Annotated in this window: 17 protein-coding genes, 1 tRNA gene and 3 pseudogenes; 2 read left to right on the plus strand and 19 right to left on the minus strand. The window is 69.3% G+C overall.

The window, feature by feature from the left end; genetic code table 11:
* Positions 1-1,013: 1,013 nt before the first annotated feature.
* From B5557_RS08340 to B5557_RS46195, 4 genes are all read right to left on the minus strand, one after another.
* Positions 1,014-1,895, minus strand: coding sequence for a tyrosine-type recombinase/integrase (locus tag B5557_RS08340; RefSeq protein WP_231976307.1), 882 nt, complete (start codon positions 1,893-1,895; stop codon positions 1,014-1,016).
* Positions 1,896-2,286: 391 nt separating this feature from the next.
* Positions 2,287-3,732 (minus strand): hypothetical protein, encoded by a 1,446-nt coding sequence (locus B5557_RS08345; protein ID WP_231976308.1) that lies wholly within the window; start codon positions 3,730-3,732, stop codon positions 2,287-2,289.
* Positions 3,729-4,490: a TnsA-like heteromeric transposase endonuclease subunit gene (locus tag B5557_RS08350; protein ID WP_231976309.1), complete on the minus strand. Its 762-nt coding sequence runs from the start codon at positions 4,488-4,490 to the stop codon at positions 3,729-3,731. The genes B5557_RS08345 and B5557_RS08350 overlap by 4 nt, the downstream gene beginning before the upstream one ends.
* Positions 4,487-5,602 (minus strand): TniQ family protein, encoded by a 1,116-nt coding sequence (locus B5557_RS46195; RefSeq protein ID WP_443031339.1) that lies wholly within the window; start codon positions 5,600-5,602, stop codon positions 4,487-4,489. Before B5557_RS46195 ends, B5557_RS08350 begins: the two co-directional genes overlap by 4 nt.
* Positions 5,603-5,788: 186 nt before the next feature.
* Here B5557_RS46195 and B5557_RS08360 point away from each other — a divergent pair, with 186 nt between their 5' ends.
* Both B5557_RS08360 and B5557_RS08365 read left to right on the plus strand, forming a co-directional pair.
* The gene (locus tag B5557_RS08360) at positions 5,789-6,490 is read left to right on the plus strand and encodes a GntR family transcriptional regulator (protein WP_079658515.1); all 702 of its coding nucleotides are present in this window, start codon (positions 5,789-5,791) and stop codon (positions 6,488-6,490) included.
* Between the two features lie 142 nt (positions 6,491-6,632).
* On the plus strand, positions 6,633-7,919 hold the full coding sequence (locus tag B5557_RS08365) for a flavin-containing monooxygenase (protein WP_079664661.1): 1,287 nt from the start codon (positions 6,633-6,635) through the stop codon (positions 7,917-7,919).
* Between the two features lie 128 nt (positions 7,920-8,047).
* On the opposite strand, the gene B5557_RS08370 is transcribed toward B5557_RS08365, so the two are convergent.
* From B5557_RS08370 to B5557_RS08440, 15 genes and pseudogenes are all read right to left on the minus strand, one after another.
* Positions 8,048-9,391: a cytochrome P450 gene (locus B5557_RS08370; RefSeq protein WP_079658516.1), complete on the minus strand. Its 1,344-nt coding sequence runs from the start codon at positions 9,389-9,391 to the stop codon at positions 8,048-8,050.
* A gap of 8 nt (positions 9,392-9,399) precedes the next feature.
* The gene (locus B5557_RS08375) at positions 9,400-9,993 is read right to left on the minus strand and encodes a GTP-binding protein (protein ID WP_079658517.1); all 594 of its coding nucleotides are present in this window, start codon (positions 9,991-9,993) and stop codon (positions 9,400-9,402) included.
* Entirely contained in the window at positions 9,968-10,345 is a 378-nt protein-coding gene (locus tag B5557_RS08380) for a DUF742 domain-containing protein (protein ID WP_020125672.1), read from the minus strand. Before B5557_RS08380 ends, B5557_RS08375 begins: the two co-directional genes overlap by 26 nt.
* A complete protein-coding gene (locus B5557_RS08385) occupies positions 10,342-10,743 on the minus strand; it encodes a roadblock/LC7 domain-containing protein (protein ID WP_079658518.1) in 402 nt (133 codons plus the stop codon). Before B5557_RS08385 ends, B5557_RS08380 begins: the two co-directional genes overlap by 4 nt.
* Complete coding sequence (locus B5557_RS08390) at positions 10,740-11,912, minus strand: ATP-binding protein (RefSeq protein WP_079658519.1); 1,173 nt, start codon at positions 11,910-11,912, stop codon at positions 10,740-10,742. Before B5557_RS08390 ends, B5557_RS08385 begins: the two co-directional genes overlap by 4 nt.
* 457 nt (positions 11,913-12,369) lie before the next feature.
* Positions 12,370-12,454 (minus strand) — tRNA-Leu (locus B5557_RS08395).
* 235 nt (positions 12,455-12,689) lie between these two features.
* Positions 12,690-13,112 (minus strand): annotated as a pseudogene (locus tag B5557_RS08400) (aldehyde dehydrogenase family protein); the annotation flags it as partial.
* Positions 13,106-13,273 (minus strand): annotated as a pseudogene (locus tag B5557_RS08405) (succinate--CoA ligase subunit alpha); the annotation flags it as partial. The pseudogenes B5557_RS08405 and B5557_RS08400, both read right to left, overlap by 7 nt.
* Positions 13,274-13,286: 13 nt before the next feature.
* Positions 13,287-14,427 (minus strand): annotated as a pseudogene (gene sucC, locus B5557_RS08410) (ADP-forming succinate--CoA ligase subunit beta).
* Positions 14,428-14,594: 167 nt separating this feature from the next.
* Positions 14,595-15,635, minus strand: coding sequence for a sugar phosphate isomerase/epimerase family protein (locus tag B5557_RS08415; protein WP_079658520.1), 1,041 nt, complete (start codon positions 15,633-15,635; stop codon positions 14,595-14,597).
* A gap of 71 nt (positions 15,636-15,706) precedes the next feature.
* The gene (locus B5557_RS08420) at positions 15,707-17,089 is read right to left on the minus strand and encodes a nucleotide pyrophosphatase/phosphodiesterase family protein (protein ID WP_079658521.1); all 1,383 of its coding nucleotides are present in this window, start codon (positions 17,087-17,089) and stop codon (positions 15,707-15,709) included.
* Positions 17,086-18,261, minus strand: a complete 1,176-nt coding sequence (eboE, locus tag B5557_RS08425) for a metabolite traffic protein EboE (protein ID WP_079658522.1) — start codon at positions 18,259-18,261, stop codon at positions 17,086-17,088. The genes B5557_RS08420 and eboE overlap by 4 nt, the downstream gene beginning before the upstream one ends.
* A 3-nt stretch (positions 18,262-18,264) precedes the next feature.
* A complete protein-coding gene (locus tag B5557_RS08430) occupies positions 18,265-19,113 on the minus strand; it encodes a TatD family hydrolase (protein WP_079658523.1) in 849 nt (282 codons plus the stop codon).
* Entirely contained in the window at positions 19,113-19,925 is an 813-nt protein-coding gene (locus B5557_RS08435) for an EboA domain-containing protein (RefSeq protein WP_079658524.1), read from the minus strand. Before B5557_RS08435 ends, B5557_RS08430 begins: the two co-directional genes overlap by 1 nt.
* Positions 19,922-21,187, minus strand: a complete 1,266-nt coding sequence (locus B5557_RS08440; protein WP_231976310.1) for a sugar phosphate isomerase/epimerase family protein — start codon at positions 21,185-21,187, stop codon at positions 19,922-19,924. Before B5557_RS08440 ends, B5557_RS08435 begins: the two co-directional genes overlap by 4 nt.
* Positions 21,188-21,192: the final 5 nt, after the last annotated feature.

Genomic DNA, 21,192 nt, shown 5'->3' on the forward strand with positions numbered 1-21,192 from the left:
GCGGCCGGTGAGCTTGCGGCCGAAGTGCTCGGTGAGGATGTAGCCGAGTTCGCGCGTCTCGTCCGGCGTCATGTAGAGAGGGTGCAGGGCGCCTGCGATGGCCTGGGCGATGTAGACGCCCTCGCGGGTGACCGCCTTGCGCCGGTCCGCCTCGTCCCAGTCCAGGTCGGTCAACGAGCGCAGACCGTGTGCGCGGCCGTAGTTCGCCAGCCGCTGCAGCGGGGCCAACTCCCAGCGGCCGTGGGGTCGTTGGGTATGCCAGAACATGCCCCACTGAACCTCGGCTCGCAGCAGCGGGTGCAGGTCCCGGAGATTGACCTGCGCGGGCCGCAGCACCGCCGCGGCCGTCGTGCACCACCGGCGGAAGGCCGGCTCGTCCGCGTACTCGACCGGAGTGGGCCGGCCTGTGCGTTCATAGCGGTTGCCCCACTGACTGGGCAGAACCGCCCCTCCGGGGCGGCCCTGATTTCGGTAGTGCCGGTCGTGGCGGAAGCACAGCCCCAGCGGTGAGTCGGCCAGGTCGGGGCAGACCCGGACCAGGCAGTTTCCGTAGCCGGGGGCCGCTTGCTGGTCGGCGAGCCAGTCGTCGAAGTCGGCGTCGGCGCCGTGACGGTCACGGTGGTGATACCACCGGAACTGATGGTGGTGGCAGAGGTCCAGAGTCAGGTGGCGAGCGGGCCGGTCGGGGCAGATCCGGCATGGGCGCTCTTCCACCTCCTGGCCGGGGCCGGCGGGAGGTGCCGTGCGCAGGAAGTCGGCTCGTGATGTTCCGGCATCGCGCTGCCGACGCCAGAGCATCTCGTGGGCCGAGCACAGGTCGCCGTGGCCCATCGTGGTCCGTTCGCAGTCCGTGACCAGGCAGTTCCAGCGGTAGACGGGGTGATCGGGCGGGATCGTGATGATGCCCGGGCGGAACAGCGGATCGAAGGAAGGCGCGTTGATCAGCGCGGCGAGGACCTCCAGCCGGTCCCGGCCCGTGCGGGTGTCCTGCTGTGTCGGCAGGGTCGTCACGATCACTTGCCCTCACCCCAGACCGTGCGCAGGGCGGCATCGAAGGTGGGGTCGTGGAGGTCGACGTGGCCGTAGACCTCGTCGACCGTGGCGGCCGAGGCCCAGCCGCCGGCGTCCCGGGCTATCAGCAGGTTGCCGTCGGCGGCGTCGAGGACCGCGGAGGTGAACGTGTGCCGGAAGGCATGGGGTTTCACCAGCCCGAGCCCGGCGCGTTTCCCGGCGCGGCCGAGCATGCGCCGGGCCCCGACGGGCGCCCACGGCTGTCCGGCGCGGGCGCCATGCAGTTGGACCAGGAGCATGCCGTGTCCCGCTCCGCGCGGGTACTCGCTGGTGAGGTACTCGAAGTAGGTGTGCACCATCTCCGGACTGACCCGCTTGATCAGTCCGCCGGTGACCGTGCCGTGCTCGACCTGCCAGGGGTGCTTGGTCTTGGCCTCGGCCCGGTTGGGGTTCTCCGGCCGGTGGCAGACATGCAGGTGAGGGCTGCGGCACTCGTTGCAGGCCGCGTTCTCCCGCAGGTGCAGGTCGACCAGGTGCAGCCCGCACAACTCGCCGATCCGAAGCCCGCCGTCGGCCAGCCAGGTCACCACCATCCGGTCCCGGGCCGAGTGCACCGACTCCAGCAGCTTCTCCCTCGCCCCGTCGGGCAGCATCTTCGGGTGCCTGCGGTGAGGTCCCTTCGGCGCGAGCGGGTTCGCCGGCATCGCTGACTTCACGTGCCCGAGGAACGAGCGGCGACGGTCCACCCGCGACGGCAGCCGTGTGCCGTCGAGCTTCTCACCGAGGTCGACGTTGACGCCGAGGGAGGCTTGGTGCAGGTAGAAGCCCTTCAGGCAGGACGCCGCGATCGACAGAGCGGACCGGCCGTAGGGGCGTTTTGCCAACCCGCCACGGCTCCCCGAGCGGCATGTGGACCTCAGCGCCGATGATGCCCATGTACCGTTCCAGGTCGCGCAGTTGGACCGTGTCGAAGGCCAGGCACTCGCGCTCCAGCCACCGCAGATGGTCCACCAGGTAGTACGCGTACGTCTTCTGCGTGCCCGAGCCGTCATGGATGCGAAGGAACCGGTCCGCCTCGGCGTGAAGCGTGCCCTCCGGCCAGACGATCGTCCACGATCTCCGTCCGCCCTTCCGCTCGATCTGCTGGACCCGCAAGTCCCCGACCACAAGCTGCCGTACCACTCGTCCTCCGTACCGACTCCAGAACATGACGAACGTCCTGAACCCGGTCGGTAAACAAGCCCATGACGTCCACGCCACAGGCTCGAACGGACATCACGAACAGCACAAACTGCGGTCGGTAAAAACCGCGACGACGTACTCGGCGAAGAACTCCTCCAGTTCCTCGATCGTCCACCGGGCGATCGCGTCGACATTCCGGCCGCGGTGCACCACATGGTTGCCCTTGTAGCCGGCGATGTGCTCGGAGAACTGGCTTCTGATCGTCTTGAAAGCGGCCTCGACTTGAGGCTTGTCGGTAGGCCGGTACTTACGGGTGTCCTGGATGGTGATCCCATGGCGGCGGCACACGTTCTTCACCGCCTGAGAGGCGAACGCCTTGCCGTGGTCGATCACGATCTTCTCGGGAAACACGACCGGGCGGGCTGCAGCGGCCGCGAATCGCTCGTCCTGCGCGAGCAAGGGTTCGCATGGTAGGCGCAGGATCCGGTGCCGCAGCCCCCCGGGCCAGCCCGGACGCATAGGCTCCGGCATCATCGCATCCGCGATGACCAGTCCCGCGTCTACGCTCTTCGTCCCCTTGGGCACCAGACGCCATCCCAGCAGACTGCGGGTACACACGTCGATTGCGATGGTCAGATCCACCGAAAAGACGACGTCCTCGACCGGATCGTAGGCACGTACGTCCAGCCAGCTGGTGTCGATCATCACGAGTTCACCGGGACGGCTGGCGGTGATCGGACGGTAGTATCCGTCTGGCCGGTTCGCCACAGACTGCCGTGTCGTGGCCTGTCCAGTGGTGTAGCGGCCGGGCAGGAGGGCGGCGACGTACCGGTTGAAGGTCTTCAGCACCGGCATCTTCACCGCGTCAGGTCCATGCGTGTCTACAAGGCGCCGCTCGACTCGGCGACGCAGCCGGTTCAGACTGCCGGTCGAGTCGTCCGCCTCCGTCACGTTGTATTGGGTGATGATCGCGTCGATCAACCGTGGATCCGCCCCAGCCAAAGGATCCGACGGCCGATGGCTACGCCGGTCCACCAGCCCCCACGGGCCTTCTTCCCGCCACTTCCGCAGACGTCGCCACATCTGCTGCTCGCTGTAACCCAGTTCCCGCGCTTTGCTCTGCACACGCTGGGCCAGCGACACACCGGGGGCGTACTCCGGTCTGGGTTCTCCGGGCGCTGCGTCCTGTGGATCCCCAGTGCGAAATCCGGTCGTCATCTCCAGAAGGTGCTCCTGGGCGCGCTGCAGTCTCTCCAACTGTTTGTCGCTCAGCTGGTCGAACAGGGCGGCGGCGTCCAGCCACAGCTTCGCTGTCGAGGCGTCGTGTTCAGAAGAGTCCTCGCGCTCCCCGCTCGCGTCGCCCTCGTAGGGGCGGAAGGTCGGATCCGCGAGAAGGTGGCCCACACCGATCACGGTCCACGAACCGCTCTCCGAACGCAGTCGCACCCCGTCGTCTGTCACCCCGGTCACCGTGTGCACCTCATCGTCCAGCCACACCCTGGATCCACGCTGCAGGCGTACGGCGCCGTCAATCGTCATGCCCGTGCCTCCGCCGCGGTCGTCACCAACGTTGTGTCCCGCAACGGGAGATCCAGATCGGTGACGATCCGCTGATGCCACATCAGGTGATACAGCACCCCGCGTGCCAGGTCCGGATACTCCATGAACCGGACGAGCTCCCCAATCTCTACTGGATCACGGGCCAGTTCGAGCAGGCGGGGAACCAGATCCGCACCCAGGTGCAGCGGGCGCCGAGCGCTGGACAGCAGATCGACGTTCACCCAGCGCTGCCCACTCGGCTCCGAAACCATGGCGTAGTCCCAGCCCAGCCGCTCGCACGTATATCGGGTGCGCTCCTCCTGCAACAGCACCTTCGGATCGTCACGCAGTTCGGAGTTCTTCACGTCCAGCAGCAGTGCGCTGCCGTCGCGGTGGCGTACGAAGACGTCCGGCGTGTGCTGCCAGGCCCCACGGGCGTCGATCGCATCGAACTCCAAGGGCTGAGTCACGAATGCGGTCACTTCCGAGTCGAAGTCCAGCAGCATGAGCCACTTCGACTCCAGCACGCTTTCGTAGTCAGCGAAGTCCCCCCACTTCGCCACCCAGTACTGGCCCGGCATGTGCCCTTGGTCCCGGTGGCTGGGAATCTCCCGCACCATCCTGCCGTTCTCGAACGGCAGGTCAGCAGCCTCCTCCAACGGCACCAGATGCTGAACTCCTTCAGAATCGACGTACCGTACCCGCACCACGTCGACGTCTCGAACAGATGACTCCGGTACCTGCGCATCACGGCTCACCGCGAGTACCTCCTCTCCGCGGACTTCTGGTCGAAGAGCCCCAGCGGCACCTGCGCTGCCACTGCCCTCGCGAAAACCCCCGGCATCGGGAGCCGCATCAACGGACGAGGCGTCAAGCAGCCTTCTTCAACCGCCGTACGCACCAGCGGCGCTAACCCTCGAGTCAACTCCTGCCTGTCGGCCGCTGCCAAAAGAGGGGTAACCACCGTGAGGAACGCTGCCGCAGCTGCGGCCGAAGCAGGGCCCCAGCCGAATCGGCCCCGATACACGTCTCGCTCCACGCGTTCGTCCAGAAGAGCCCTGGTACACCAGCCCGGCACGTCCGGTAGGCGTCCCAAGATCGTGGGCAGCCCGAGCCGCAAGAAGATCACACAGGCACGGAAGGCCTCGAACCACTGTCGTGCCGATACCTTCGTGCCACCCAGCGTGGGATATGCCCGGCGGTACGCGATGTCCAGCCAACGCCGCTGTGCGTCGACCGTCCGTTCGTCTGCCTGACTCACGCGAACCGCGGATAGCCACTGTGCACACGGCCTCCCGTGACCGGAATTCGCGCAGCACGTTGGAAGCCTGTTCCACCGCGCCGGCACGGCCCGAGGCCTGGCTCCGCCCCACCGCAGTACCCAACCGCACGCCGGACACCGATCGAGCAGCGTCACCTCATGCTCAGGGCACACCGCCGCACACGACAGCTTCCACCACAGCCGCCACACCCCGCCCGAGGCCAGTAGACAGCACGGACAGGCCCGGCTGCCGTACACCTCGACCCACTCCCGTGCCGCCGACGGCCAATGCGCCTTGGTGGCAGTGAGCACCTCCGCCACGCTCAGCGGCCCACCCTCGAAAACCGACAGATGCATCCGGTCCACTGCGCTGCCCGGGACACCCGTCGCTGCGTACACGGCCTGCCGGACCGCCTCATCACACTGCACTCCGAACACAGGGGGCCGGGTACTCGCATGAACCCCTCGAAGGTGCAGCCCCATCAGGTCGGCGACCTCAGCCGGCGGACATCGGTTCACGCGCGCCATCCGATCCACCCACGACGCGAACGCTTCATCCGCTCGCGGAGCTGTGACCAGCGCTAATCTCCCGTGGCAGCATGCACCCACCTCCTGAGAGTGACCTGTATCACTAACATTTTGAGGTATCCACTCTCATTTGCACTCTCATGTTGAGGTATCCACTCTCATTTTGAGGCGCCGCGCTCAACACCGGGGCCCGCCGTAGATACTGATGGCCGTGATACGTGACATGGCACAGCGCGATGGCACAGCCCGTTTCCGAGGAGACCCATCATGGCCCGGCCGCCCGTGAGCAGCAGCCAGCAGCCCGCCGAGTCGTCGCTCCCCGTGCTCGGCGGGCGCCGCAGCAGCTACCGCGAGCGGGTCGCGGACGCCCTGCGGGCCGCGCTGATCGCGGGCGAACTGCGGCCCGGCGAGGTGTACTCGGCACCCACCCTCGCCACCCGTTTCGGCGTCTCGGCGACGCCGGTCCGCGAGGCGATGCTGGATCTCGCCAAGGAGGGCCTGGTGGACGCGGTCCCCAACAAGGGGTTCCGGGTCACGGAGGTCTCCGACCGGCAGCTCGACGAATACACACACGTGCGCGCGCTGATCGAGATCCCCACGGTGGCGGCGCTGGCGACGAGCGCCGACCCGGTGTCGCTGGAGGCGCTCCGCCCCGCCGCCCGGGAGATCGTCGCCGCCGCGGTCGCGGGCGACCTCATCGCCTACGTCGAGGCCGACACCCGCTTCCACCTGGGCCTGCTCGCCCTGGCGGGTAACGCCCATCTCGTCGAGGTCGTCCGGGAACTGCGCGGGCGCGCGCGCCTGTACGGTCTGACCGCGCTCTCCGCCTCGGGCCGTCTGCTGGCCTCCGCCGAAGAGCACCTGGAGCTTCTGGACGCCCTGCTGGCGCGCGACGAACGGGCTGTTCGCGAGGTCATGACACGGCATCTGGGGCATGTCCGGGGGTTGTGGGCGTCAGCCCGGGAGTAGGCCGCCCGCCGCGCAGATACCCCCGGCGTGCCCGAAACGTCCTGTGATCCTTGTCGCGGACGGGCGAAGAGTGGGCGCAGCGCCGGTTGGGCAGTCAATTGCCCGTGCGCGAAAGGATGGTGTCTATCCCGTGGGGGAAGCCGTGCGTCTGTGTGTGATCGGTGCGGGACTGTCGGGGCTGGCGACGGCGCACGCCCTGAAGAGCGCCGGTGTCGACTTCGTCTGCCTGGAGCAGTCGAGTGACGTCGGCGGGCTGTGGCGTCGGCCGCAGGCGGGCGAGCGCGGCCCCGGCTATCTGTCACTGCACCTCAACACCGCCAAGCAGCTCACGGGTTACGCGGACTTCCCGATGCCCGCCTCCTACCCGCTCTACCCCCGGCACAGTCAGGTCGCCGCCTATCTGAGCTCGTTCGCCGAGTGGTCCGGCATACGGGACCGCATCGAGCTGGGGACGACCGTGGAGTCCGTACGGCAGAAGGCCGACGGTGGGTGGACGGTCGTCAGCCGGGATGCCGACGGCACGATGTCGTCCCGGAGTTTCACTCAGGTGATCGTCGCCTCCGGGCACAACTCGGAGCCGTCGATGCCCGCACTGCCGAAGGGTGCAGAGACGTTCACCGGGACGATTCGCCATTCTCTCGACTACCTCGACGGCAGCGCTTTCGCCGGACAGCGCGTCATCGTCGTGGGGCTCGGCAACTCGGCGGTGGACATCGCCGCGGACCTCTCCCGGCACGCCGAGCTGACCGTTCTCTCGGCACGCAGGGGACTGCACATCATGCCCAAGCAGTTGTTCGGCATGGCGCTCGACGAGATCGCCGACGCGCCGTGGTGGATCAGCATGTCGCTGGCGGAGCAGCGTCGTTTCATCGAACAGGCCCTGTTGATCGCCCGCGGCAGACTCCGCGACCACGGGCTGCCCGAGCCGGACCATCCGGTCTTCGCCTCGGCCGTCACCATCTCCGACGAGATCCTCAGCCGTATCCGCCATGGCGCGGTCACCCCGAAGCCGTCGATCGACGCCGTCGACGGCGGCCGGGTCTCGTTCGTCGACGGCACCTCGGTCAGGGCCGACGCGATCGTGTACTGCACCGGCTACCAGATGACCTTCCCGTTCCTGGAGCCCGGCTGCCCGATCGGCGCGCAGGGCTCGGTCGAGCTGTACAAACGGGTCGTCGCCCCGGACCGTCCCGGACTGTTCTTCGTCGGTCTGGTGCGCCCGGTCGGTTCGATCACACGGCTGGTGGAGGCGCAGGCGCGGTGGATCGCGCGGCTCGTCAACGGCGATGCGGTGCTGCCGGAGGCGGAGGTCATGCGCAAGGAGATCGCCACGTACCTGAGCGGTGTCGCGGGTCAGTACGGGCAGCGGGAGAGCGCGTCGATCCAGGTCAACGTAGCGCCGTATCTGCAGGAGCTGCGCGAGGAGTGAGGTCGGCCGGGCCCCCGGACACCAGAACGCCGGGACACCGGGACACCGGGACACCGGGACGCCGACAAGGAGATACCCGCCCCGAAGGGCGGGTATCTAGTTGGCTGCAGCGGTGTGAGTACAGCTCATCACTTGGTCAGCCAGTTGAGGAACTTGCTCCACACTCCGGCCTGTTCATGGCGGACCGCTCCGGTGGTCTCTCGCGCCGGCGCCTGAGGGGTGGTCTGCCGGCTCGGACGGATCATCGTTTTGACGGGGGTGTACCGCGCGGGAAGCGTGACGAGGCCACGACTGAAGGCGCCCTGACGCCACGTCAGACTACCCTCAGGCACGCTGAGTTCGACGTCCGGCAGGCGGTTGAGAAGGTTTTCGACGGCCGTCACGACGATCTGTCGGGCGGGTTCCTTCGAGGGGCAGGCGTGCGGGCCTGCGCTCCAGGCCAGGTGCGCACGGTTGCTGCCGGCCTTGCGGGCCGCCGACAGCGTGGGACCGGTGTTGGCGGCGGCGATGCTGACCAGCATCAAGTCGCCTGCGGTGAGCTTCTGACCGGCGAACTCCATGTCGGACACCGGGTAGTGGGCTGCGAAGTTGGTCATGGGCGGGTTCTCCCACAACGTGTCGTCCATCGCCTCCTCGATCAGCCCGCCCTCATGGGCGTACCGGTCGTCGGTGAGGATTCGGTGCAGCGTGTTGCCGATGAGGTTGACCAGCGGCTCGGCTCCCGCGCCCAGCAGCAGGGAGACCTGATGCACCATCTCCTCGTCGGTCAGACGGGTTTGATGCTTCAGCAGCCATGAGGTGACGTCCTCGCCCGGCTTGCGCCGCTTGAGGGCGACGAGTTCGCCCACGGCCTCGAACAACACCTCACTGGCCTTCTCGGCGTTGACGCCGTCGAACATGCCGGAGATGCCGAAGAAGACGCGGTCGCCGATGTCGGCGGTGCAGCCGAAGAGCTCGTTGAACACGAACAGCGGGAGCTGCTTGGCGTAGGAGCCGACCAGGTCGGCCGAACCGCGTTCGCCGAACTGGGAGATGAGGAAGTCGGAGATCCGCTCGACGCTCTGGCTCAGCCGCATCGGGTCGATGCGCGCCATGCAGTCCGAGATGGACTGCCGCAGCCTCAGGTGTTCGGCGCCGTCGGAGGACATGCAGTTGGGCCGGTAGGCGAGCACGGGCAGAACGGGGCTGTCGGGGGCGATCCGGCCCTCGTTGAGGTCCCGCCAACGGCGTGCGTCCTTGCGGAACGAGCCGGAGTCCTGCAGGAGTTGCAGGGCGGTGGCGTAGTCGGTGACGAGGGTGGCCTCTACTCCCGGGGCGATCTCCACGGGCGCGGTCGGCCCGTAGTGCCGCAGGTAGGTGTAGTAGGGCTCCGGGTCGGCCGCGTACTCCGGTCCGTAGAGCGGCACTCGGCCACCGGGCTGGTGCGCCGGGCAACCCGGAGGGGGCACGGGGGCGGTGGGTTGGGCGTCCATGTCTGCTCCTAGTGGGCACGGTCCTGCAGGTGACGGACGAGGGTGATCAGCGCTTCCGCCGAGGACTTCTCGTCTCGTGCGTCGCAGGTGACGACGGGGGTGTCGTCGAGCAGGTCCAGTGCGTCGCGCAGGGCCATCTCGTCGCGCAGCGGCGAGCCGTCGAAGTGGTTGACGGCGATGGCGTAGTCGAGTCCGTACTGCTCGATGAGGTCGATCACGGCGAAGGAGTCCGCGAGCCGCTCGGGGTCGACGAGCACCAGCGCGCCGAGCGCGCCGCGTGCCATGTCCTCCCACATCTGGACGAAGCGTTGCTGGCCCGGCGTTCCGAACAGATACAGCACGACGCGGTCGCTGATGGTCAGACGGCCGAAGTCCATGGCCACCGTGGTGGTGGTCTTGCCCTGGACTCCCTTGAGGTCGTCGACGGACTCGGCGGCCCGAGTCATCGTCTCCTCGGTGGTCAGCGGCTCGATCTCGGAGATCGCCCCGATGAACGTGGTCTTGCCGACCGCGAAGTGGCCGACGACGAGGATCTTCACCGCCGTCTGCGTAGCCCCGTCGCGGACGTACGCCTGTTCATCCAAACTTGGCCCTGAGACCATTCAGCACCTCCTCCAGGATGTCCCGGTCGGCGAGCGGCGCCCGCTGCACGGGCGGACGGGTGATGAGATAGCCGCCTTCGGTGAGGGCGGCGAGGAGGATCTTCACCACGCCCAGGGGCAGTTGGGTGTGCCCGGCGATCTCGGCGACCGAGAGGTAGCCGGCCGAGCACAGGTCCAACAGGTTCTGTTCCTCAGGGGACAGACGGGTCGGCCGCTGCTCGTGATCGGCGGCCGCCGTGACCAGGGTGATGAGGGAGAGCTGCCCTTCGTCGGGCAGCCCGCGCCCCTTGGTGATGACGTACGGGCGCACTAACTCCGGTGTCTGGGGCTCCAGTTCGTCGAAACCGTTCATGACCGCGCGCCGAGGTTCTCGCGCGGCGGTGTCATCAGGGCCTTGCCGAGCTGACCGACGAGCTGCTGCATCCGGAAGGTGATGTCCGCCATGTCGACATCCGGCGAGGCGGAGACGCCGAGGTAGGCGCCCTCGCCGGCGGAGATCAGGAAGACCCAGCCGCCGTCGAACTCGACGAGCGTCTGCCGCCAGCGCATCTGCGGGTCCTCGCAGAAGAACGCGAGCGAGCGGCTGAGCGACTGCACCCCGCTCATCGCGGCGGCCACGCGGTCCGCGTCGTCCTTGTCGAAGTCCTGCGTCCGGGCCATCAGCAGGCCGTCGGCGGAGATCAGGACTGCGTGCAGGGCCCCGGGAATCTCCAAGGCGCTGTCAAGCATCCATGACAGATCGTCGTTCACGAGACCTCATGCCCTTCGCTGCTTGCACCACGTGTGCTGCTCGACTTGTCCGCGGGATCCGCAGGCGTGGCCCGGCCCGACTGGGTACCCCGCTGGAAGGCGCCCATGATCGCCGCCGTCTCGGCGCCCGAGCGGGCGGGAGTGGCGGCGGACGCGCTGCCCGGCACGATTGCCATGGGCCGCTTGCGACGCCGCTTCGGCAGGCCGTCGGCGGTGGTGGTGTTGGCGGTCAGCGCGCCTTCGGGGCCACTGAAGCCCGTGGCGGTGACGGTGGGAGCGACGGCCGGAGCCGGCTCCTTCTGCTCGGGCGCGTTGGTGAGCAGGTCGTGCGGCAGGAGGAGCACCGCGCGGACACCTCCGTAGGGGGAGGTCGAGTCCACGGACACCTCGAAGCCGAAGCGCTCGCTGAGCACACCGATCACGGCGAAGCCGAACTGCGGCGGGTTGCCGAGTGCGGAGACGCCCGAGACCCGGTCGCTGGCGAGGAGTTTGTCGGCGCGGGTGCGCTCTTCGTCGTTCATACCGACACCGGCGTCGTCGACGACGATGCAGATACCCTTGGGCACCGTACGAATGTTGATTTCGACGACGGTGTCCGGGCTGGAATAGCTCGTGGCGTTGTCGAGCAGCTCGGCGAGGGCCAGTGCGACGGGTTCGACGGCACGGCTCGTGACGCCGAAGTCGACCTGCGAGAGAATCTCCACCCGCCGGTAGTGGCGAACCCTGCCCTGCGCGCTGCGCACCACGTCGTAGACGGACGCGACATCACGTGCGCGCCCCAGCCAGCCGTCGCAGAGCACTGCGATGGACTGGGCGCGTCGGCCGAACTGCGAGTTCGTGTGGTCGATCTCCAGGAGGTCCTGGAGGATGACCGACTCGCCGTATTTGTTCTGCAGCCGGGAGACAATCAACTGCTGTTCCGCGGCCAGGCCCTGAAGGGTCCGCATCGCGGACTTGAGGACCGTTTTCGTAGCCTCTTCGGCTCGTTCCTGAGCTGCCTCGACGGATTGCGCGTACTCGTTTTCCAGCGCGGAGTAGTGGGACTTGAGCCCCGCGATCTCCTGCCTTAAGGCGCGCGCCACCCTGCGCTGACGCACAATGAGGGTGACTGCGACGAGTACGGCGACGAGGAGAGCCCAGAGTACCGGGTTCTGTATGTAATCAGTCATAAGACTCTCTTCAGGCGGCCTCGACTGACGGCCAGTTGCTGAATTCCCGTCAATGCGGGTGGACCGGCGGACCGCCCACACCGGGGTGACCGCCCGGACTGTCCCCGTAGTCGGAGATGTCGTCTTGCACCCATCCGCCCGCTCTACAAGCGAGCGTGATCGTATCACCACAAGAACGAGCCATAGACCGTCAATACGGGGGCAGAGATGAACATTGACGAACTGTCAGCAAGCTGTCGAGCACCGCGCGAAGCACGGCCCGAGGCGCCGCCCGAAGCGCCGCCCGGACAGGGTGCCCGGCGTCACGACGGGACAAGCAATAAACGGGCTTCCGCGACATTCGGGCGGCAATGGATACGGAAACAACAAAACCCGCACCCGGCGGATCGCCGAATGCGGGCACTGATTGATCAGCAAAGATCACCGAGCGAAATCCGCTCGATGCAGAGGGTGAGAGTGTCCGAGGGGGGACTTGAACCCCCACGCCCGATAAAGGGCACTAGCACCTCAAGCTAGCGCGTCTGCCATTCCGCCACCCGGACCAGGTGTCTGCCGCCGTGCGGAAGCGTTCCCCGCGGCGACATGGACAACAATACCAAGCTTTCGGAGTGCGTTTCACCTGCATATCCCCTGGCCACACAGGGGGCGGGGCACCGCCGCGGGCGCCTCACGCCGGGTGACCGCGCGATCGCTCCGCGCTCGGGCCGCCCGCTGGGCGCGTCGATCGTCCTGGCCGTCGCCAGGACGATCGACCACCTGGCTGAGGAGCACCCGGGGTCAGGGCATCTGCTGGTACTCCGGGAAGTTTCCGGGCAGCCGCTCCCCGGTCGGTCCTCGTGTCACCGCGCGCACCAGCAGGTCCCCGCCGACGAACGCGCCCCGCCAGGAGGCGCCGAAGCCGCCGAAGAGCTCGTCGCGGTCGCCGCGGGAGCGGGGCGCGCCGTGGCCGACCTTAAAAGCCCGGATCTGCGGGGCCAGTCGGTCATAGGTCGCCCGGTCGTCCGTGGACAGTGTGGCGACGAGCGCCCCGTCGGACGCGTTCATGGCGGCCAGCAGCTCCGCCTCCGTGTCGACGAGGACGATGGTGTCGACCGGGCCGAACGGCTCCGCGTGGTGCAGGGGTGAGGACGGCGGCGGCCCCAGGAGCGTGACCGGTTGGACGTAGGCGGAGGTGTCCTGGCCGGGCAGGAAGCGGGCACCGCCCGCTCGCCGAAGTCGACGGACCGGCCCGCCTTGCGCGGGTTGACGCCGACGACGACGTCCGTGCCGGCGGCGAGCATGCGCCGGGTGTGCTTCATGCCCTCGCCGCCGGTCATGCCCCGGACGAGGATCTTGCTCTCCTGGGTGAGGTAAATGGCCATGGCGTCCGGCTCCTCAGGCTGCGGTGGCGAGTTGGGCGGCCCGGCGAGCGGCGCCGTCCATGGTGGTGGCCTGCTCGATCAGGGGATGGCGACGTCCGTCGAGGATCGCCCGCCCCCGGGCGGCGTTGTTGCCGCCCAGGCGGACGACGAGCGGTTTGGTCAGCCGTACGGTGTCCAGGGCGCGCACGATGCCGTCGGCGACCGCGTCGCACGCGGTGATGCCGCCGAAGACGTTGACGAAGACCGACTTCACGGCGGGGTCGGAGAGAACGACCGACAGGTCGTCGGACATGGTCCGGGCCGACGCCCCGCCGCCGATGTCGAGGAAGTTGGCGGGGCGGGCGCCGCAGCCGGCGACCACGTCGAGGGTCGACATGACGAGTCCGGCGCCGTTGCCGATGATGCCGGCCTCGCCCTCCAGTTTCACGTAGTTGAGGCCCTTGGCCGCGGCCGCCGCCTCCAACGCGTCGCTCCGGTCCGCGGACTCCGTACCCCAACGCGCCCGTCGGAAGGACGCGTTGTCGTCGAGGGTGACCTTGCCGTCGAGGGCGAGGATCTGACCCTGCCGGGTGCGCACGAGCGGGTTGACCTCGACCAGGAGGGTGTCCTGCCGGATCAGCACCTGCCACAGCCGGGCCAGGACGTCCACGGTCTGCGGCGGCAGTCCGGCTGCCGCAGCGATCTCGCCGGCCTTCGCCGAGGTGACGCCCTGCGCCGGGTCGACGGGGATGCGGGCAACCGCCTCGGGCCTGGTGGCGGCGACCTCCTCGATCTCCGTACCGCCCTCGGCACAGGCGACCGCGAGGAAACGGCTGGCCGAGCGGTCCAGCACGTAGAAGACGTAGAACTCCGTCTCGATGTCCACGGGTTGGGCCGGCATCACGGCGCCGACCGGGTGCCCCTTGATGTCCATGCCGAGCACCTGGCGGGCCGTCAGCTCGGCCTGCGGCCGGATCAGCGGCGAGCTTGACTCCGCCTGCCTTGACTCCGCCTGCCTTGCCTCGGCCACCGGTCTTGACCTGGGCCTTCACCATGACTCGCCCGCCTAGCCGCCGGGCGATCTCGCGCGCTTCCTTGGGTGGATCGGTCACCTCGGCCCGTGGCACCACGATGCCGTGTTCCTCGAAGAGTTGCCTTGCCTGGTGTTGGTACAGGCTCGCACTGCTGCTGCGGCAGCCGGGCCGGAGCGGGCAGATCAGCTCGACCGCCCGGCCCCGGTCCGCGGGTTGACGAGGCATGCGCGTATGGAGGCCCCACCCCGGCAGGCACGAGGTGGGGCCTCCACGCGTGCGTGGTCATCTCATCCGGCGTCGCCCGGTGCTCAGCACTTCTCGCGCAGCGAGTGCAGGTGCGCGCTCGACTTCCGGGCGAAGGCGAACGACTCGACCGGGTTGTCGTGTTCGGCCTGCCAGTGGTGGGCCAGGCGCTCGCCGCGCAGCCGGGTCACGGCGGAGATGAACCGCTGGTAGTCGATGTCACCGTCACCTACGTCGACCATCCGGTACCCGAAGGGGTTCGAGGGGTCGCTGACGCCGTCCTTCACATGGAAAAGCGGGTAGCGGTGCGGCTGCCTCAGTACGTAGTCCAGCGGCTCGAAGGGCGCGGGCGTACCGTCGGTCCGCGCCGAGAAGCGGAACTGGCCGACGTACGCCCAGAAGATGTCCATCTCCAGGAACACCAGGTCGGGGTCGGTCTCGGCGAGCAGCACATCGTAGAGGCGGACCTTGGGGTTGTCGGTCGCGAAGGCGAACTCGTCGGAGTGGTTGTGCTGGTAGAACTTCATGCCGCGGGCTCGCGCCGCCGCTCCGTAGGTGTTGAACTCCTCGGCCGCGCGTTTCCAGGCGTCGACGGTGGACCCGTAGCGGAAGGGGCCCGAGGCGGTGCCGATGTGCTTGAGACCCAGGGCCTGGGCGTCGTCGAGGACCTTGGTGAGGTTCTGGGCGAAGGTGTAGGCGTTCGGGTCGTCGGCGTAGTACCCGACGTGGCTGCCGATCGGCGTCAGGCCGTGGTTGCGGGCCAGCCGCCTGAGCTGGGCGAGGGTGATGGGCCCGGCGGACCCCTGGGTGTAGCCGGCGAACTCGACCTCGTCGTAGCCGTACTTCTTCAGCTCGGCGAAGACGGCGGCGAAGCCCAGCGTGGAGACCTTGTCCCGCAGGCTGTAGAGCTGGACGCCGAGCCGGCCGGGGGGCAGGACGGGCCGGCCACGGCCGGCGGCCGACGTTTCGGCGGCGGGTGCTGCCGTGGCCGGGGTCGCGGCGGCTCCCAGCAGTGCGGCGGCGGTGGCGCCCGCGGCGACGCCGAGCATGCCTCGTCTGGTGAGGCGGTGGGTGAGTTCGGGGTCCGTGTCGGAGATGCGGCTCATGTCTGGAACTCCTCGGGGTCGGAGGGCGTTGTCAGTGGTGAGTGCTTCACTTGTGACCAGTCGGCAACCTGTCAGGACAGGCCGGCCAGTTGGAGCAGCAGTGCTTTCACGTCGGTGGCCGCGACGCGGTCGCCGAGCGAACGGGGGGTGGAGCAGATGAGGAGCGGACCGTCGGCGTCGCTCGTCGGAAGGCGGCCGTGGCTGCCGCGAATAGGTGAAGGATCGAGAGGCACGACCGCCATGCGGTAGCGCATGCCGAGCTTCTTGCGGGCCAGGGCGGTGGCCGCCTTGACCTTCACACAGGGGTCGTGTGGATCCATGAACAGCTCGACCGGGTCGTAGCCGGGTTTGCGGTGGATCTCGACGAGCCGTGCGAAGTCGGGCGCACGGGCGTCGTCGAGCCAGTAGTAGTACGTGAACCAGGCGTCCGGCTCCGCCACGGCGACGAGTTCGCCGGAGCGCGGATGGTCGAGGTGGTGGGCCTTCTTGCCCTCGTCGTCGAGGAGTTGCTCGATGCCGGGCAGTCCGGCGAGCGCGGCCCGGGTGGCTTCCAGGTCCTCGGGGCGGCGTACGTAGACATGGGCGAGCTGGTGGTCCGCGACCGCGAAGGCACGGGACGCCATCGGGTCGAGGTACTCCATGCCGTCCTGGGTGTGCACCTCGAGCAGGCCGGCGCTGCGCAGGGCGCGGTTGATGTCGACGGGGCGGCTGACCGGGGTGATGCCGTACTCGGACAGCGCGACGACGGTACGGCCCTGCGTGCGGGCGTCGGCCAGGAGGGGGGCCATGGCCTTGTCCAGGGCGGCGGCCGCCCGCAGGGAGCGCCGGTCGTCGGGGCCGAAGCGCTGGAGGTCGTAGTCGAGGTGAGGGAGGTAGCACAGGGCGAGGTCGGGTCGGCGGGTGCGCAGGATGTGGCGGGTCGCGTCGATGATCCAGCGGCTGGAGACCAGGTCGGCGCCCGGTCCCCAGAAGTGGAACAGGGGGAAGGTGCCGAGTTCGTCGGTGAGTTCGTCGTGCAGGGCCGGGGGCCGGGTGTAGCAGTCGGGCTCCTTGCGACCGTCGGAGTAGTAGATCGGTCGGGGGGTGACGGTGAAGTCGGTGTCGGCGCCCATGGCGTACCACCAGCAGATGTTGGCGACCGTGTAGCCGGGGTGCGCCCGGCGGGCGGCGTCCCACAGCTTGTCTCCGGTGACGAGACCGTTGTGCTGCCGCCACAGCAGGACGTCACCGAGCTCACGGAAGTACCAGCCGTTGCCGACGATGCCGTGCTCGTCCGGGAGGGTCGCGGTGAGGAAGGTGGACTGCGCGGCGCAGGTGACAGCCGGCAGGACGGTCCCGAGCGGCGCACGGGAACCGGCCTGAGCGAGGGCTTTGAGGTGGGGCATGTGGTCGAGAAGACGGGGGGTGAGACCGACGACGTCGAGGACGAGCAGGGGAACAGGAGCGTCGCTCACGGCAGCTCCTTGAGGCCGAGGTCCGTCAACAGGTCGCGGGCCAGGGAGAGTTCGGCGGCGATGCCGTCGGCGAGCTGGGCTCGGGCGCGGGGCCGTAGCTCGGGTGGGAGGGCCTGCCACGTGTAGGTCTCGACCTCGAGGTGTCGGGTGAGCGGGTGCGGGCCGCCGACGAGTCGGGTCAGCGCGGCCTTGAGTACCGGGAGCGTGGAGGTGAGGGGCGCGGCGGGGGCCGCGTGCAGCGGGACGTGGAAGTGGGCGCGCCAGGGACCGCTGTCGGGCAGGGCGTTGCCTGCGAGAGCGGCGCCGAGGTCGTCGGTGCCGTGCAGACCGGCGGCGTTGGCGGTGACCGTGCGGGTCTGGTGCAGAAAGCGGGGTTCGTCGAACGCGGCGAGAGCTTCGCGTACGGCCGGGAGACGGGGGTGTTCGGCGTGCAGGGCGGCTGACAGCTGGGATTTGACGACAGGGACGCGGGCTGCGGCGGGCGCGTCCAGGACGGTGTGCGGGTCTTCGAAGGAGGTGGCGAGATGGCAGGTGTCGACACAGACGCCGATGCGGGGATGACCGATGGCCGTGAGCGGGGCGAGGGCGTCGGCGGTGGTCTCGATGATGCAGCCGGGTTCCGGTTCGAGGCCGACGTGGACGGAGCGGCCGGTGAGGTCCGCCAGCGCGTCCAGGCGGTCGGCGAGGGTGCGCAGGGCGGAGCGGGCCGTATCGGAGTGTTCGGTGGTCCACGCGGTGCGCCAGCCGAGGGGAAGGGTGGAGACGGTGCCCTCGGTGACGTCGTCGGGAAGCAGCCCGGCCAGGACACGGGCCAGTGCCGTGGTGTGTTCGAGGCGTTCCGGGTCGGCCCAATCAGGCTTGTACACACGGTACTTGACTTCGCCGGTGCCGAACCCGTCGTAGGGGAAGCCGTTGAGGGTGACGACTTCGAGGCCACGCCGGTCGAGTGCGGTGCGCAGGCCGCGCAGGGCCGAAGGATCGGTGTCGAGGGTGCGGGCGGCGTCCTTGGCGAGCCACAGACCGATGCCGAGCCGGTCGCGGCCGAGGCGGCGACGGACGGGTTCACAGTGGTCCCGGAGTTGCGTGAGGACGCCGTCGAGGGTCTCGGCGGGGTGGACGTTGGTGCAGTAGGCGAGGTGGACGGTGGTGCCGTCGGGGTGGCGGAAGCGCATCGGTCACTCCCCGCCGCGCAGGATGGAGTTGCCCTCGTGCGTGGGGTCGGGGGCTGCCACGTCCAGGGTGAGGCGGCCGCTGAGGCCGTAGAAGGAGACGGGGTTGCGCCACAGGACGAGATCGACGTCGTCCTCGCCGAAGCCCTCCGCGACCATGAGGTCCGCGACCCTGCGGGTCTTGAGGGGGTCGCTCCTGCCCCAGTCCGCGGCGGAGTTCACGAGGACCTTCTCCGGACCGTGGGCCCGGAGGATCTCGATCATGCGTATCTCGTCCATCTTCGTGTCGGGATAGACGGAGAAGCCGAGCCAGCAGCCGGCGGCCTTCGCCTCCTTCACGGTCGTCTCGTTGAGGTGGTCCAGCAGGACCCGGTCCGGGGCCAGGGCGGACTCGCGGACGACTTCGAGGGTGCGGCGCAGTCCGGCGAGCTTGTCGCGGTGCGGGGTGTGCACGAGGGCGGGCAGAGCGTGGTCGGCGGCCAGCTGGAGCTGGGCGGCCAGGGCGGTGTCCTCGGCGGGTGTCATCGAGTCGTAGCCGATCTCACCGACGGCCACGACGTGGTCCTTGACGAGATACCGCGGCAGTTCGTCCAGGACGGCGGCACAGCGCGGGTCGTTCGCCTCCTTGGGGTTGAGAGCGAGCGCGCAGTGGTGGGCGATGCCGTACTGCGCGGCCCGGAAGGGCTCCCAACCGAGGAGGGAGTCGAAGTAGTCGAGGAAGGAGGCGGGCGAGGTGCGGGGCTGACCCAGCCAGAAGGACGGCTCGACCACGGCGCGGACGCCGGCCGCGTACATCGCCTCGTAGTCGTCGGTGGTGCGCGAGGTCATGTGGATGTGGGGGTCGAAGATGCGCATCAGGACTCCTTGCCGTGGGGGTGGACCGGGCTGTGGCGGCTGCCCGTGCCAGGGGGGTCCGTGCGGTCGAGGGTCGGGCTGTGCGGGTCTGGCCGACCTGGGTCCGGGCGGTGTGAATCCGCGGTGCTCGAGGGAGGTGCGATGGGCGTGCCCGGGTCGGTCAGGGTCAGGACGCGGTCCAGATCCGGGGGTACGGGGCGGCCCGCCGCGGTGCGTTCGGCGGCGTAGTCGGCGAGCATGCGGGCCAGTTCGGCGTCGGCGCGGGCGCGCTGTTCGAGGCCCGCCACCTCGTCGACGGGCACTCCCGTGAACAGGCACTTCAGGACGGCGTGGCGCCACGCGTGGGCGTCGAGATGGCGGGCCGTGTAGGGGCCGACGGCGGCGGCGAGGAGCCGGGTGTCATGGGTGCGCAGGGCGTCCTCGACGAGCGGAAGGGCGTCGGGACCGGACACGAGGTGGGGCAGTGCGTGCAGGACCGCGCGACGCTCGTCGGCCGTGCCCTGGAAATAGACGCGGGCGAGGGTGGCCGGGTCGGCGCGGGCGGCGTGCAGGATGAGCACGCGGGCGGCGTCGGCGTACCGGCTGCCGCAGCGGCGTCCGGCCTCGGCGAGGCGCAACTCCCAGACGGATATGGGCCCGTGGGTCCCGGGGTGGGCAGCGGCATCGTCGAGAGCCTGGTGGAACCAGGTGCGGGCGGTTCCCTGGAGGTGGGTGTCGAGATGGCTGTGCAGGGCCTTGAGGGGAGCGAGGGCGAGGGTGGTGCCCGTGGGTCCCGCTGCCCGGGGTGCCGGGTCGGCCTGGGGCGGGGTCATGGAGTGCTCCCTTGCGGGGTGGCGGAGGGCTCGCCGGGTGGAGCGACGGACGGGTTCGCTGCCGGGGAGGGCGGGCTCGGGAGGACTGCGTGGGAGGGAGGCTGCGGCCGGCCGGCGGGGCGGTCGGCCGGGGCGAGGCGGGAGGGCGGTCGCGGGTCGGCGTGCTCGACGGCTTGGGCAGCCGCCTGCGCACGGCGCAGGAACGGAAGGGAGAGTTCGGCGTGCTGGGGCCCGGCATGGGAGTGACGGGGCAGTTCGACCACCGTCAGCCCGCGGTAGCCGGTCGCGGCCAGGGCGGCGAGGACGGGCGGGAAGTCGATCTCGCCGTCTCCGAAAGGAAGGTGTTCGTGGACGTCGCGGCGCATGTCCTCGATCTGGACGTGGCGCAGCCAGGGAGCGGCGGCGGGTACGCAGTCGGCGGGAGGGAGCGGTTCGAGGCACTGGCAGTGGCCGATGTCCAGGGTGAGGCCGAGGGACGCCGGGTCGCCGAGAGTGCGGCGGAGCCGGTGGAAGTCGGCGAGGGTCGCGAGGAGGTGACCGGGTTCGGGTTCGATCGCGAGGGGGATGCCGGCGGTCGCGGCGGCGTCCAGGACGGGGGTGAGGGTCTCGGCGAGGCGCTGCCATGCCATGTCCGGGTGCGTGTCCGGGTGCGTGTCCGGGTGCGTGCCCGGGTGCGTGCCCGGGTGCGTGCCCGTCGGGAGGGTTCCGCTGAAGCAGTGGACGGCGTGCGCACCGAGGTCGCCGGCGATGCGGATGGCCCGCAGGAGCAGGTCGACGCGGCGGGCGCGGTCGTCCGGATCCGGGTCCAGGAGGGAGGGGCCGTGCTTGCGGCGCGGGTCGAGGACGTAGCGGGCACCGGTCTCCACGGTGACGCCGAGCCCCAGCGTGTCCAGTCGGTGTGCGACGCGTCTGGTGCGGGCGCCGATGTCCGGGGCGAACGGGTCGAGATGCATGTGGTCGAGGGTCAGTCCCACGCCGTCGTAGCCGAGATCGGCGAGGAGGTCGAGGGCGTCGTCGAGGCGCAGATCGGCGAGGCCGTTGGTGCCGTAGCCGAAACGGAGCGGGGGCGAGGGCGGCGGGGGCGGGGGCGGGGGCGAGCTGTCGCCGGGAACAGGAGGCAGGAGGGGGTGCGTGGGCCGAGCGGTGCGACGCGGACGGTTTTCCTGCGGGGCGTCCTGTCGCGGAGCGTTCCCGCGGTCAGCGCGTTCGCGGTTGCCATGTTCGAGGTCGCCATGTTCGAGGTTGGCGTGTTCGAAGCTCATGTGGT

The sequence above is a fragment of the Streptomyces sp. 3214.6 genome (assembly GCF_900129855.1).
Lineage (GTDB): Bacteria > Actinomycetota > Actinomycetes > Streptomycetales > Streptomycetaceae > Streptomyces > Streptomyces soliscabiei.

What these genes read in the sequence shown, in the direction of transcription:
- B5557_RS08345 (WP_231976308.1), bottom strand. Translation starts at nt 3,732, where the DNA reads ATGACGATTGACGGCGCCGTACGCCTGCAGCGTGGATCCAGGGTGTGG.
- B5557_RS08360 (WP_079658515.1), top strand. Translation starts at nt 5,789, where the DNA reads ATGGCCCGGCCGCCCGTGAGCAGCAGCCAGCAGCCCGCCGAGTCGTCG.
- B5557_RS08370 (WP_079658516.1), bottom strand. Translation starts at nt 9,391, where the DNA reads ATGGACGCCCAACCCACCGCCCCCGTGCCCCCTCCGGGTTGCCCGGCG.
- B5557_RS08375 (WP_079658517.1), bottom strand. Translation starts at nt 9,993, where the DNA reads ATGGTCTCAGGGCCAAGTTTGGATGAACAGGCGTACGTCCGCGACGGG.
- B5557_RS08380 (WP_020125672.1), bottom strand. Translation starts at nt 10,345, where the DNA reads ATGAACGGTTTCGACGAACTGGAGCCCCAGACACCGGAGTTAGTGCGC.
- B5557_RS08390 (WP_079658519.1), bottom strand. Translation starts at nt 11,912, where the DNA reads ATGACTGATTACATACAGAACCCGGTACTCTGGGCTCTCCTCGTCGCC.
- B5557_RS08415 (WP_079658520.1), bottom strand. Translation starts at nt 15,635, where the DNA reads ATGAGCCGCATCTCCGACACGGACCCCGAACTCACCCACCGCCTCACC.
- eboE (WP_079658522.1), bottom strand. Translation starts at nt 18,261, where the DNA reads ATGCGCTTCCGCCACCCCGACGGCACCACCGTCCACCTCGCCTACTGC.
- B5557_RS08430 (WP_079658523.1), bottom strand. Translation starts at nt 19,113, where the DNA reads ATGCGCATCTTCGACCCCCACATCCACATGACCTCGCGCACCACCGAC.
- B5557_RS08435 (WP_079658524.1), bottom strand. Translation starts at nt 19,925, where the DNA reads ATGACCCCGCCCCAGGCCGACCCGGCACCCCGGGCAGCGGGACCCACG.
- B5557_RS08440 (WP_231976310.1), bottom strand. Translation starts at nt 21,187, where the DNA reads ATGAGCTTCGAACACGCCAACCTCGAACATGGCGACCTCGAACATGGC.